The following is a 12,927-nucleotide window of genomic DNA, read 5'->3' as shown; positions in this document are numbered from 1 at the left end:
AACATACGCTGATAATGCGGATAGAGTGCAGCGGCTGCGTGCCACACATCGCGCTCATCTGGATCTTCGATCTGACGTTGATGGATAATGCCTTTGACTGCGGCCTGAGCCTCCTGTGGCAACACCAGATCATCTTTAAAATGCGCAATCGTGTCCGCGATACGTTTGACCCGTTTGCGCAACGCATCCGGGCTGGCATAGGCGTCTTCATCCTGAACGAGATGTATTTTGAGTAAGCGTTTCACCAAAGATCGGCTGTCTTCTGCGTCACAAATCTCAAACCCATCCATCAGCCCGGCAATTTCCGGATCGGTGCGCAGCATACGGCGACCATGACCGTGGAAGGTCCCCATCCACGAAGGCGCCTGATCGGGGCCTAGCTCAGCCTGCACACGATCACGCATTTCGCCTGCCGCTTTATTGGTAAAGGTCACGGCCAAAATTCTGGACGCAGGCACCGCACGTGCTTGCAGGCGATGCACAATGCCTGCGACCAGAGTTTTCGTTTTCCCTGTCCCCGCCCCGGCCAACACCACCACCGGACCCGTCGCCGTGGCCGCCTCATATTGAGCCGGCGTCAACGTGTTGAAAAGCGCGGACGTCGCTGTCGTGATATCCATCATAGAAAAGGCTTTCAAGCGTTTGTCACGTGCTGGGCACGCAACGCATCGTTAAAATCATTAAGGCGGTTCGGCGGGAAGAGACGATCGCTGTCTACATCGGCATCCATCGCCAGCGCATAGAGACGATCCGCATACCGATCACCCGCTTCATCCACATCCGTTGCCACCACCAGAACAGCACCGGGGACCGTCACCATCTCCGCCAGATGCGCTTTGATCGCTTTTTCCGTCTCCGGGCCAATCCCACCGCCTACGGAAACATACAGCGTGTCCGCACTCGGTTCTGGGTCCAGTGCCGCCACAGAGAGCGCATCAATCGCAGACTCTGCCACCACCAAACGGCGGATCACGGCGCTGACTTTGGGTTTGAAGCGAAATAATGTTTTGACCGTTCCGGTCAGATGCAAATGCGTGTCTGGCCCACGCAATTCAGCACCACAGACATTCCCGTGCGCATCACGATGACAGAACCATGCCGCATGGTAGCCATCGCGCAAGCAATCGGTTGAAATAGCCCGACGGATGATCGCATCCGGAAGACCGCGCTCTTGTGCGAGATACGTCCAGACTTTGCCTTTCCGCCAAGGGGCTTTACGGCTCTCCCAACGTTCGGCAGGCGGGACAACAGGCGTTGTGACAGCGCGCTTTTGTGCCCAGAGCGCGCCTTCCGGGGTAACACCCACGAGACCCGCTAATGCATCACACGTCTCGCGCCAAGACGCGCCCGGATTGAGCTTGCGGTACAAGTCGAACACATCACCTGCGCCGTCCTTGTCCTCTTTTGCAAAGCCGGTATCCCACCACCCTGCCCCGTTATGAACCACATTAATGGGATAAGAGATGCCATCGCGGTATTTGAGACATTTTGCGGTGCTTTCACGCCGATCAAAGCCATACCCCGCCCGCTCCAACACTAAAGCGCAGGATACACCCCGTACAATGGCCATACGGTTTTCATTGGAGAGATATGTTTGTGTGTATCCCACAATCCAGTTCCTTATTGGTTGCTTCGTTATAATTATTTATAGCAAATAATCCCAAATACTTAAAGTAAATAAGAACAAAAACTCAAAATATATACTTCAATAAATAGACTAAAACCTGTTGTATTGATAAACTGTAAAGAACACTGTTTTCTTAGACCCATTCTGCCCGTGCGGCGAGCACAAGAACGGTGATTGAGAGTGGAATGGGTGTGGTGTTTTCTTGAGCCCATCCTGCCACCGGCCAAGACGGCGTCAGGGTCTGGCCGTCACGTTGCGGTGTGTCCTGTTGAGAGGGGCGTTGGTCTGCGCCAGATGCGGGTGCGCGTAGCGTGCCTGCAGCTGGGGCGGGCCAGCGGCCTGAGAGAAGGATATGAGCGGCTTGACGGACGGAGCATGACGCTGTCAGACTGGACGCAGATGCGCCAAACAGACCCATGGAACGTGCCCCCTCTGTGCGGCCAAAGGCCGTGCAGAGGAGGCCGAAGAACCGTTACCGCGGTCGCGCCCGTCTCACGGATGACTGCCGTGTCGTGTAACGACCGCATCCGCACGCGCAAAACGTAAAACCGGCGACCAGGGCGCGTGATACGGCGCTGTACGATACAGCGAGACCTCCGGATCATCGGGAGAGTCTTCGGGATCCGGCAACACATAACGCTGAATGTCTTCCACGTCAGACAGAGCCGGGAACGGGATAATCCCCACACGCTCACAAAAGGCTTCTAAGGTGACCTGAAGACAGCGTGGTGCGTGAGACCGGTTCTCACACACATAAACCCCAGCAGCGTGGCTCTGTGGAACCCACACGGCTTTCCACCAATACTCCGGTACGGGAAGATGATGCGGTCCGATGGTCAGAGGGGATGGCCGGGTAAAGAGCGGTCCCGTCGCCGTATAGACCACCCCCTGCGTGCGTGCGATGCCACGCACTGCGCGTTCAACCCCTTCGCCAATACCATAGAGTAGCGCTGGCCAGAGTGGCACAGTGTTGCTCAAGACATAGGTCGCCCGTTGTTGTGCAAGACTTGGCGCATCCACATGCGGCCTCAGCGCAGCCGCGCGATAAGGCGTACCCATAAAATCAGCGTGATCGGCCCGCTCGTCTTCGGGCAGATCGTCCTCCGCAAAGAGGCCCGGATTCAAAGCAGGCTCCGGCTCAAGGTCCTCTCGGGTCAGTGTCTCTGACGACCAGAGCGGCGTATGGCGCGTCCGATCATACCCCGTTGTAAAGCCGTTATGACACAAAATCTGGAGCGTATCCGTGCGGCTTTGCGGCACAAAGGGGGCTGACCCGGCTGGGAAGACAGCCTCACAGGATTGCGCGTGCGCCTCTCCTGACAGGGCGCCCCAACACAGCACGGCGCTCGCACTCGCGCATAGAACGTTCGTCCACACCGTGATCATGGCCTCCTGTATCCTGTTCCGTGATAACAGTGCCTTTCTGCCCGACACATCCTAAAAAACGGTAAAGCCCAGCCCGGTACATGTCATCGCACGCATTGGTGTCGCCTGATAGCTCGCGATGCTCTGCCCCTTGCAGAACAGATTTGGGCCTGTAGCGAAGACGTCTCTCACCCTTTCGCTGCCCCCAACTAGGTCGTTTGTGTCTCCACGGACGGGTCATGATGCGGCTATATCCCCTTATCCATCCTGCCGCATCTCACGCCTTGATCCGGCGGATCTTCATGCAAGACGCGCGCAACCGTAGTCTTTATCCACGACTATGACATGACGAGAGCATGCGGTGAACACACTCGCACGACCGTTACGAACGTATTGGTAACAGGGTGCGGGTGCTCACGCAGCGTTCGGGTGTGACCTGAACAACCCGTTGGGCGATCTGGGCGACACGATGCGGCTCAGCCATATCGTCACAACGCGCCGCCATGAGTGCGGCAAAATGATGATAGGCCAATCGTGCCAGATCGGGATCGAAGGATACACCAGCCTCTTGATTAAGGAACGTTTTGACGGCGTGTGGGGCCCAAGCTTTTTTATAAGACCGTGTACAGAGTAATGCATCCACAACGTCTAACAGGCCAATCATGCGCGCAATCCACGGGATCACGGTGCCTGCAAGGCCTTGCGGATAGCCCGCACCATCATAACGTTCATGATGGCTCGCAATGGCCTCCATCACGCCGTGCGGCAAAATACATCGCAGTGGATGTAAAACCGTGCTGCCAAGCGCGGCATGGAGTTGCATCGCCTCGCGTTGCTCTGCGGAAAACCGTCCTTCAAAATGCACCAGACGATCCGGCAATAAAAGCTTACCCGCATCATGCAAACGACCCGCGAGTGAGAGGGTCTGCGCATCAAAGGGTGCTGCGATCAGAGCCCCAAAACATACCGCCATGCGTCCCACTCGGTCTCCATGGCCCTCATCGGTTTCAGCGATACGTGCAAGAAGACACTCCAAGGATAAACGCGCATGTTGTGTATTGCCGCCATAGACGTCAAAGGACGACGTGTTGGTATAAGCTAACACCACATGTCACCCACTTTACGCACCAAAACGTCCATAAAAAGGTGGTAAAAAAAATGTCTGACCTGATTTTTAAAAAATAAGAGGCGTGATTTTAGAAAAAAAAGACCATTATCCAAGCGATCTTCGGATAACATTGTGGTGTCTAAACGCATATTTTTATTAAACTGAAGCACCACCATCAAAACTCTTTCAAAAAACCATTGTTTTGTGAGTTTTCCTCGCAATTTATGGTTCTTTTTCTTACAAATTGAAAAACTATTTATAAACTATACGGAGTGTGTCACGGATTGTAACGCATGAAATTATTTTTATTTAATGACATAGAAACTTTTTATAAATCTTTGATCAGCAATAATATTGCCCCGAAAGATAACTTTAGGTTCTTTCAGGGCCATAAATGTTTTTATTCGGGGCTGATCGTCACATCATAAGCGCGCTGCGGATCGACCGTCAGGACCGCACCCGTCTCGCAAAAAACCGTCAAATCATGCGCTAAAGACCAGGTGCCTTTCGGGGTCAATTGCCCGCCAATCACCAAGCCTTCAATCACTTCATCACCATAATCCAGCGACGCGATATGCTGCGGAAAGGCCGGAAGGTTGTGCACACAGGCGCGCTGATGCCAGTCGGCGACGCGCTGCGGGTCAGACGCCCAGAGCCGGGTCAGGGCGGTGATTCTGTGTAAGGTTTCGATGCGCCGCTCCGCTCGGTCCGCAGCGGTTGCGATGGCATAGTCACCCAACACACACAGTTCTGTCCGCCCAGGCAGCACAGACCGAAAATACCCCATGCCCTCTTCCTGGAGGCTCAACACTGTGAGCTTCTTGGTCAGATCCCATCCCCCTTCTGTGCGTGTTCCATCGACCACCAACCCCACATCCTCTTCCGTCCCAAGACGAACAAGGAACCAGGGCACACCGGATCCCAAATCCGGGTGTGCCTGCAAAAACGTGCGGCTCTCGGGATGCTGAAAAAACGCCTCAACATGGCGCATGATCTGACTATAGTGTGGAAAGAGCGCATCCATTTCCCTCTGCTCTTGTGTCGTCATAGCGATGTCTCTCCGTCTTTAAGGCGTGCGCACGCGGCCGCCGTTCTGTTCTGCCTGAAACCAGGGCGTGGCCTCATGGTCATTTTATCGTCGTGTTATTTACTGGTTCTTCATACAGTCCTGTGCTTATCAATGTGTGTACTCTTTCGAGTGTTTCAGGGATCTTCTTGCTTTTTGACATCTGCAACACTACATCATCGCCTGTTTATAATAACGAGCATGTTCAAAAACTTTTTTTTCCTTGAAGACGTTGAAGCTTTACGTCCTCCTTCTGTGAAGGAAGACGGATCACCCCCTTTTTTGTGATTTCCGTGAGAGAAACATATGACCGATACCATCACGTCTCCCGACCCCAAGCTGCTTCTTGCACACACAACAACCATTATCGCCGCCCAAGCCGGACATGGTGGGGTCACAACCGAGCAACTGCCGACACTCATCCAACAAGTCTATACGGCATTGGCGACAGCTCAGAGCGTTACGCAGCCCGAAACAAAGGCCGAGCAACCCGTCCCCGCCGTGCCGGTCAAACGCTCTGTCTTCCCCGATTATATTATCTGTCTCGAAGACGGCAAAAAGCTCAAAATGCTCAAGCGCCACCTCAAAACCGCGTATAATATGACCCCAGAAGAGTACCGCGCACGCTGGGGTCTGCCAGGCGATTACCCACTCGTGGCTCCCAATTACGCCAAGCGGCGCTCAGCACTCGCCAAAGAAATCGGCCTCGGCAGCACGGTGAAAGCCACAACGCGCTAAAGACAAGCGGCTTTCACCCCTCTTTTCGCCCGAATGAGACTGAGTTTTTCCGGTATCGGAAAAACTCATCCTCTCCCGTTCCAACCCGCTCTCTGCACTCAGTGCATCACATGCAAGAGTAACCGAGACGCGTCTTTGCGGATCTGTTGGCGTGTGCGGTGCAACTTGGCATAATACGCTTCGGGCAAACTTGGATGACATCCATCCTCTTCCAAACTATGGGCATGTCGCAAACACTGGCGCACCTGCCCGATACGGGCATTGCGCGCTAATGTTTTACGCAGCGCGCAGACGCGCATAGCCGCGCTAGAATGATCGATACCGTCCACGGGTCGAGTACCGTATGACATCGTCTTTATCCTTATTGAAGATGTTATGAAGCTGTGGCACCGCGCTTTGGCGTGTGCCTTACTGTGGTGCTGGACGGCGTTTTACGGGCTGTGTGCGCTGGATGTAACATAGCCATCCTTGGTGCTGATAACGGGCTTTACGCTTTTTCTGATACACAGCACCGTGTTCATCACCCGCAAAACAAAACCAGTCCTCTAACGCCAAATCGTCGAAGAGCAGCGTGTCTGGGCCAAAGAGACGTTGGACATGCGCGCGGTGTTGCGCGCGTCGGTCTTGGGTCATAACCCGTCCTTTACGGAGAGCGACCAAACACGAACAAGCACATAAGTTATTGTTTTTATTGACTTTATTTTTCCGGTCGGCGTAATGTGTGTCACACCACCACATCAGGAGGCCGCTCATGACCACATCGCATACAGGCGCGATCATTATCCGCTTTCCATGGGAGAGACGCAGCCCACTCACGCTTGATGGCGTGTATAGTGTGCTGTCCTCTTATGACGCATTGCACCACTGGGCGGAGTTTCGAGAGGTCCCTGGACCACGCGATGAAGCGGTTTTACAGGCGAAAGGCAGCGCCATGATGCAACCCATCATGGCCAAAGCCGAACAACAGGCCCCGTTTATGACGCCACAAGCCTTGCTCTATGACGTGCAAAAGCGCAGCCTCGCGCGGGCCCTCAAGCTTATCGCACGCGCAAACCGCTTCAAAGAACGTGCAGAGGACCGTGAAGTCGAGGATCCGGATGGTCCACGGATTTATGAGGATTTAGCGGATTCACACAGAGCCTGCATTGTCGCATGGGAAAAAGCGCATATCCTCATCGGCCTATGGCGTGCGCTTGCTGTGTTTGATCGTGTTTATTTTCAAGCCGTGTCTGCCTAACACACACGACGGAGACTGCGGCATGTCATGAAAGGACATGCCGCAGACAGTGCTTTTTAGAAACGATAGCCAATGGAGAACGCAATCACCGGATAGAATTTGGTGTAGCGCATCGCTTTATGAATATCCTTCATATAGTGGTCCATATCGCTGTGGAACTGTGCCGTTTGCGCTGCAAGCCCCGTACCGCCATAGGTCAAACGACCCGTGCCTTGATACAGCGCCCCAAAATCGCTCGAAAACACAAAATGTCCCCCGAAGGCATGGCTATACCCAAACCCAACATAAGGGGTCACACGGTTCCATTTCACCCGTGCATTGAGCTGCCCAACCTGCTGGGGCGTATAATAGTTATTGCCAATATACACGATGTCTTGCGGGGTTGCCGTGGCGCTCAGTTGGTTCAAATTGGCTTTCAGACCCGCAGAAACACGCAATCCTGAGCCGAACGGATATAAATCTGCAATCGCACCAACACTGCGCCATTTGGCACTGGCCCGGAAATTATCGATGTCCCGATAGGTGAAATTATGGCTGATCCCGAAAAAATCCCCCTCGGCACGGACACCTACTAGGGCATGACCCGGATGATAACCAATATCAGGTCCGATCCCCAAAGTGCCCACATTGGCACCCACCTCAATCCCTGAAATGAGCGGCACATGCGGTGTCACCTGTGCCGAGGCAACGCCCATGGTTGAAAGCACAGAAAGCGCGGCAAGAAAAAATCGTTTCATGGTAATATCCTAGAATAAAAAATCTTCTGCGCCGTATTATACAGCGCAAGACTTAATCAGTGATGAACAGAGACAACAGAAACGACGGATTTAGTGCGTTTCGTGTCGTGATGACCGTCAAGGAGCGTCGGAAGGCATAAAATCCCGAACACCATGACCACAAAGGCACAGGGTCCAAGGATTAAACCGGCGAGGTCGCGAAGATCGTGTTTGCTCAGCGTATGATGACGCATGGGTGGTTTCTCCATTCTGTCACCGGCTGTTGCGTTCTTTTCTCTCCCGTGACCCTTTCCACGCAAGCGCAGCGCGGGTCTGAGGGCACAGGCGCCGTGTAACGGCGGGATTTTCACGACCCGCAGCGCAGCGAGGACACGGACGGACCCACCCCTTGCACGGCACAGCGATCCCGTGGTGCCTCCCTTCCCTGTTCTGCTTTTTGTCTGCTGGTCTTCTGTCGTCCTGCGTTTCCCTTTTGCTGTTTTTCTGGCGTCTCTTTGTGTGTGTCTTTTTCTTTTTTTTGTGGACGCGGGCAACGCGGTGGTGACACGGGCATGGCGCCGGAAACACTCTGGCCGTGTCCCACGCTGTAGTGAGCGCCGAGAGGATTGTGAACGAAGATGCGCGCTGCGCTCATCATTGATTAACAGGCGAGCGCGTATTATGGGGCGCCTATGCCTGTGTCGTCTCTGAGAGTACACAACTTCTGAAAATGAATATTGAGTCTTACATTTTATGTCGAAACCCTGCTCCGCGCATCACCATACGGCGCGTATTGTCACCGCGTATCTCACGCGCCACGCAGTCCCTGCGGCCGAAATCCCGGCCCTGATCCACAGTGTTCATGCGGCTTTACAGACCCCAACGGCTCCCGCCTCTGTGGACAGTGAACGGACACCGGCGGTACCGCCAGGACGCTCGGTCTTTGAGGATTACCTGATCTGTCTGGAAGATGGGCGGCGGCTCACCTTTCTGAAGGGCTATCTCAAAAAGCATTACAATCTGAGTCCGGCCGCCTATCGGGAACGCTGGAAGCTTCCGGCGCATTACCCCATGGTGCCCCCCGCTTATACGCGTAAGCGCGTGGCCATTGCGAAAGCCAATGGGCTTGGCACACAGCGTTGGCCGGCGAAGACGACGACGCCTGAGGCGGCTCCAGACATCGTCGAAGGTGTGGCCGTGCAGTATATTCCTGAACACCGTCGTGGCCGCCCACACAAATTATCACGCTAACGCGTCTGTGGGCGGCGGCGTAGCCGCCGTGCGCAGACACCGTTTTGGCGCTCGCTGCGCGAGCGCGACGCGCAACGCGCGCTTCCCCACCTTATCAGACACGCATCAGCGTTGTGCTGGCGGGGATCGTCGTCTCCTCTCTGTTGCCTACCCCCATCGGCTGATGGGGGCACCGGTGCGCACAGCCCGGCACATCAAGGCGGAAGGCACAGGCTCAGCCCGCAGACGCAGTGGCTTTTCGTGACGGCCATCCCATGTCAGCCCCTCGCAGGGCTCTAACATCCCCAGACGCACCGCATCCTCATCACGGCACGCACAGACCCGCTCATTACCGCCTTTGGAGCGGCGGCAAGGCTCGGATGGTCCTGCCCCACAACCACGGCATGGCACACGCAAAGCAGGATCACCCTCTTCCCAAACCGCCGAACAACGACGGCAGGACAAAGGGGCAAAGGTGTCGGTCCAGCGTTGCGGAACACGGACAGGGCGGTTCGGAATGTAGGGGAAAGCGTACCGGCGCATGAGGCTCGTTCCAGTCTTGTGGATGTCAAGCATCAAGCCGGGCAGGCGGGCTCTCGGCGTGCAACAGTGCCGCGCAGCGGCAGGATCACCGGCCCCCCGCAGTCACGCGCAAGCGCCAGCGGCGCTGAGCATGGCGAGGAGGGCAGGTGACCCACCTGTTGCAGAGCGAGGGACCGGCTGGCAGGGGGGTAGCTGCCAATTTCTTTTCGTTATCTTTTAATTCAAGCCCTGATCCAAACTAACCTACCAACTTTGTTAATTCAGCGTGTAATAAACGTAGAGCGCTCATATCCTCCTCGCTGAATTTGACATTTTTTACTTCGAAATCACGTATTACCTTAATAATCTTTGGCGCCATTTTCTCAATAGTTATAGCTTTCAATTGCCTATCAGGGTTAGATTGTCCATCTTTTCTATCCGGCTCAATACTAAAATTTCTCTCGTTAAGAGAAGCCACTGTAACTTCACCTGAGAGAGCCTTTTCCATAAGTTTTTCACGACGTGCCTGATCATCAATACGCGCTATCCCAACCAAAACGTTCATTGGTATGCTGGCTGCTCCAGCTTTTTCTAAAAAGCTCTCAGGCAAACTTAATAACTTTATAGCCCTACTGATCCTAGCTTGGTCCATACCCAGTTCTGCAGCGGCTTTCCTTTGGGACCACTGATTGTAATCTAATAAATTTTTAATTCCCTTCGCTTCTTCTACTGGATTTAAATCCACTCTCATCAAATTTTCTATAAGCGCTGCAGAGGTAGAATTACCATCGTGGGGAATTGCAAGAATTGATGTCCAATCAGCAAGTTTTGCAGCGCGGAACCGCCTTTCTCCTGCTACTATAATCCACTTTTCAGAATTTTCTGGTGACTGTCTTACTAAAATTGGTTGCAGCTGCCCCTGCTGCTTCAATGACACTGCAAGCTCTTCTAAAGAAGCTTGTTCAAAATTTCGCCTAGGCTGATTTGGATCAGGAATAACCTGATCAATCGACGCTTCAAATGTGTGCCTAAACTTACCGTCTCCGAGAAATGGGACATCCACCTGCTCCATTACCTGAGAATGAGTTTGTGCAAACGCTGATGCAGGGCGTGGTTTAAATGTGCGTTTCATGGGGTGTCTCTTTTATCTGTATCTAAACTCAGAACTGAAGATGCGTTTAAAAAATTACGACGCCCGGCTATTGCTTCAGCAAGGCGCACATAAACTCTGACAGAAGGACTACGGGGCGCGACATCCACTGGAATTTTAGATGCCCATGCAGCATTACTAAACGAGGTACTGGAAGGTACCGGCTCTAGTACGGGTGCACGATTATCCATAACCCGAATTAAATGCTCTACGATTCCCACATCGACATATTGATTTTGTACAAATTGTGTTGGGATAACACCACCCAACCTTAGCCGAGGATTACTTCGTCGATTTACTTTTGTAATTGTATCTAGAATTAAATTAACTCCCATGACATCGTATGGCTCAGTCCTGACGGGAACGAATACTGTATTGGACGACGCCAAAGCCATCCAAGTAAGGAAACCTAAATGTGGCGGAGAGTCTAAAATGATAAATTCGTAATTATCTTGTACTTGAGATATTGCTTCTTTCAATAACCCTTCAGTCCCAGGTTCACGTCGAATATCCACTTCAGCCAAATCAATATGACTTGGACAGAAATCAACAGGAATTTCGACCTCTACTCCTTCAATGGGACCCTTTTTCACAATACAATTAGACATCGCTACATCTTTAAGCAAAGCATGTGCAAGTGTTTTACCCTGACGATATAGAGGAACAATTTGCATTCCCAGCAAAGCTGCAGTTGCACTAGCCTGTGGATCAACATCAATAAGAAGAACACGATATCCCATTTTAGAAAGTGCCACAGAAACATTGAGCGCACTTGTAGTTTTTCCAACCCCTCCTTTTTGATTAGCAAAAGTTATAATTGTTGTTTGACGCTTCTCTCCATGGAGTAATGCTTCCAACTCAGAAGACACCTCAGACGGCAGTGGTTGTCTACCGTTTTCCCAGCGTGAAATAGTATGCCGATCATAGCTTCGATTCAGCCGTAAGTTTAGTACATCTTTTAACTGGCTTTGCGACAATCCAAGCTTTTCACGAATCTCTTTAAGAAATGACATCAGTGTTACTCCATAATGCGTATTGTCAACATCAACACGTCAACATCAACACGTCAACATCAACAATGATTTAATTCTTATTTTACCCCCCTAAAGTGATGCAACGTTGCATCACTTTAGGGGGGGGCTATTGTAAAATTGAGCATCCTGTTGGAAACCGCTGCCTATAGTTAGAATAGGGCTTGGCAGAAGAGTGATTTTAAGGAACGTCATTTTCATGGTGAAGTGATCTTATGGGCGGTGCGCTGGTATTGGAAACGCCCAGGGTTTTCCAGCAGCTGGCGGATTGATGAGATTTACATCAAGGTCAAAGGGAAATGGGCGTATCTGTACCGGGCTGTCGGCAAAGGCGGTGATACGATTGATTTTTTCCTCTCACAGACCCGGAACGCCAAGGCTGCCAAACGCTTTCTGGGCAAAGCTTTGAACGGCCTGAGGGAGTGGGAGAAGCCCGAGACAATCAATACGGATAAAGCCCCAACCTACGGCATAGCAATCAATGAACTTAAGAAGAACGGTAAGCTTCCCGACACGGTGAAACACCGTCAGGTGAAGTATCTGAACAACGTGATTGAGGCCGATCACGGCAAGCTGAAACAACTGATCAAGCCGGTTCGTGGCTTCAAAAGCCTCAAAACAGCTTACGCTACGATCAAGGGTTTTGAGGTCATGCGCGCCTTAAAAAAGGGACAAGCTGAACTCTTCCAATTCCAAGAGGGTATCATGGGAGAAGTGCGTCTCATCGAAAGACAGTTCGGGGTCTAAGCCATTTGAAAATCAAAACAAATGGGATGCACTCAACCCAGACTTAACTTTGCAACAGGGCCGATGTGTGTATCCGCATTCTCTAGCACGAGCTAGTTAGTATGACAGCACATCAAAACCTACTCGTTTATCCCTCCAGCTTTTAACTAAAAATCTAATACTTTGTATAATAAATGAAATTTTCATATCATATAATTTGCAATTTTTATAATTACTAATACATTTTTATTTAAATTAATACCTAAATTAACACTTAAATTAAGATACCCAAACCCATTAGTCCACCTACTATTGTTCTCTAAATCATGCCAACCATAAATAAAATTGTTTTCTAAATGAAAATTATTCATTAATATTTCTTTTCCATTATCAATATATATATCCAATACA

Annotated in this window: 17 protein-coding genes; 4 read left to right on the top strand and 13 right to left on the bottom strand. The window is 51.8% G+C overall.

From position 1 onward, the window contains the following. From NTH01S_RS10690 to NTH01S_RS10660, 6 genes are all read right to left on the bottom strand, one after another. Positions 1-623, bottom strand: a 623-nt coding sequence (locus tag NTH01S_RS10690) for a UvrD-helicase domain-containing protein (protein WP_245642376.1), incomplete at its 3' end; no start/stop codon positions are given. An 11-nt stretch (positions 624-634) separates the two neighbouring features. Beyond that, positions 635-1,609 carry a DUF3991 and TOPRIM domain-containing protein gene (locus tag NTH01S_RS10685; RefSeq protein ID WP_245642374.1) on the bottom strand — a complete coding sequence of 325 codons (975 nt, stop codon included), beginning with the start codon at positions 1,607-1,609 and terminating at the stop codon, positions 635-637. Between the two features lie 151 nt (positions 1,610-1,760). Then, positions 1,761-2,045 (bottom strand): hypothetical protein, encoded by a 285-nt coding sequence (locus NTH01S_RS10680; protein ID WP_068173557.1) that lies wholly within the window; start codon positions 2,043-2,045, stop codon positions 1,761-1,763. 74 nt (positions 2,046-2,119) lie between these two features. Beyond that, on the bottom strand, positions 2,120-3,013 hold the full coding sequence (locus NTH01S_RS10675; protein WP_068173555.1) for a DNA/RNA non-specific endonuclease: 894 nt from the start codon (positions 3,011-3,013) through the stop codon (positions 2,120-2,122). A gap of 361 nt (positions 3,014-3,374) precedes the next feature. Continuing rightward, on the bottom strand, positions 3,375-4,097 hold the full coding sequence (locus NTH01S_RS10670) for an HD-GYP domain-containing protein (RefSeq protein WP_157070960.1): 723 nt from the start codon (positions 4,095-4,097) through the stop codon (positions 3,375-3,377). Between the two features lie 403 nt (positions 4,098-4,500). Further along, positions 4,501-5,148 (bottom strand): hypothetical protein, encoded by a 648-nt coding sequence (locus NTH01S_RS10660; RefSeq protein WP_157070959.1) that lies wholly within the window; start codon positions 5,146-5,148, stop codon positions 4,501-4,503. A gap of 324 nt (positions 5,149-5,472) precedes the next feature. Here NTH01S_RS10660 and NTH01S_RS10655 point away from each other — a divergent pair, with 324 nt between their 5' ends. Continuing rightward, positions 5,473-5,904, top strand: coding sequence for a MucR family transcriptional regulator (locus NTH01S_RS10655; RefSeq protein ID WP_068173546.1), 432 nt, complete (start codon positions 5,473-5,475; stop codon positions 5,902-5,904). Between the two features lie 98 nt (positions 5,905-6,002). Here the strand turns inward: NTH01S_RS10655 and NTH01S_RS10650 are convergent, their stop codons facing one another. After that, complete coding sequence (locus NTH01S_RS10650; protein WP_157070958.1) at positions 6,003-6,254, bottom strand: hypothetical protein; 252 nt, start codon at positions 6,252-6,254, stop codon at positions 6,003-6,005. A 58-nt stretch (positions 6,255-6,312) separates the two neighbouring features. Then, complete coding sequence (locus NTH01S_RS10645) at positions 6,313-6,537, bottom strand: hypothetical protein (RefSeq protein ID WP_157070957.1); 225 nt, start codon at positions 6,535-6,537, stop codon at positions 6,313-6,315. A gap of 118 nt (positions 6,538-6,655) precedes the next feature. On the opposite strand from NTH01S_RS10645, the gene NTH01S_RS10640 reads away from it, so the two are divergent. Beyond that, positions 6,656-7,141: a hypothetical protein gene (locus NTH01S_RS10640; RefSeq protein WP_068173541.1), complete on the top strand. Its 486-nt coding sequence runs from the start codon at positions 6,656-6,658 to the stop codon at positions 7,139-7,141. 56 nt (positions 7,142-7,197) lie between these two features. Here NTH01S_RS10640 and NTH01S_RS10635 read toward each other — a convergent pair whose 3' ends face one another. Further along, positions 7,198-7,878 (bottom strand): hypothetical protein, encoded by a 681-nt coding sequence (locus NTH01S_RS10635; RefSeq protein ID WP_068173539.1) that lies wholly within the window; start codon positions 7,876-7,878, stop codon positions 7,198-7,200. Positions 7,879-8,610: 732 nt separating this feature from the next. Here NTH01S_RS10635 and NTH01S_RS10630 point away from each other — a divergent pair. Then, on the top strand, positions 8,611-9,108 hold the full coding sequence (locus NTH01S_RS10630; protein WP_068173537.1) for a MucR family transcriptional regulator: 498 nt from the start codon (positions 8,611-8,613) through the stop codon (positions 9,106-9,108). A 147-nt stretch (positions 9,109-9,255) separates the two neighbouring features. Here the strand turns inward: NTH01S_RS10630 and NTH01S_RS10625 are convergent, their stop codons facing one another. The 3 genes from NTH01S_RS10625 to NTH01S_RS10615 form a co-directional block, all read right to left on the bottom strand. Beyond that, positions 9,256-9,630: a hypothetical protein gene (locus tag NTH01S_RS10625; RefSeq protein WP_068173535.1), complete on the bottom strand. Its 375-nt coding sequence runs from the start codon at positions 9,628-9,630 to the stop codon at positions 9,256-9,258. Between the two features lie 238 nt (positions 9,631-9,868). Then, the gene (locus NTH01S_RS10620; RefSeq protein ID WP_068173534.1) at positions 9,869-10,741 is read right to left on the bottom strand and encodes a ParB/RepB/Spo0J family partition protein; all 873 of its coding nucleotides are present in this window, start codon (positions 10,739-10,741) and stop codon (positions 9,869-9,871) included. Then, positions 10,738-11,772, bottom strand: a complete 1,035-nt coding sequence (locus NTH01S_RS10615; protein ID WP_068173532.1) for an AAA family ATPase — start codon at positions 11,770-11,772, stop codon at positions 10,738-10,740. The genes NTH01S_RS10620 and NTH01S_RS10615 overlap by 4 nt, the downstream gene beginning before the upstream one ends. 225 nt (positions 11,773-11,997) lie before the next feature. Here NTH01S_RS10615 and NTH01S_RS10610 point away from each other — a divergent pair, with 225 nt between their 5' ends. Then, entirely contained in the window at positions 11,998-12,537 is a 540-nt protein-coding gene (locus NTH01S_RS10610) for an IS6 family transposase (RefSeq protein ID WP_084367327.1), read from the top strand. 182 nt (positions 12,538-12,719) lie between these two features. Here the strand turns inward: NTH01S_RS10610 and NTH01S_RS12010 are convergent. Beyond that, positions 12,720-12,927, bottom strand: a 208-nt coding sequence (locus NTH01S_RS12010; RefSeq protein ID WP_218015988.1) for a hypothetical protein, incomplete at its 5' end; no start/stop codon positions are given.

Origin of the sequence: Neokomagataea thailandica NBRC 106555 (assembly GCF_001598495.1) — a bacterium.
Taxonomy (GTDB): domain Bacteria; phylum Pseudomonadota; class Alphaproteobacteria; order Acetobacterales; family Acetobacteraceae; genus Gluconobacter; species Gluconobacter thailandicus_A.
This window is presented reverse-complemented; position numbering and strand designations above follow the sequence as displayed.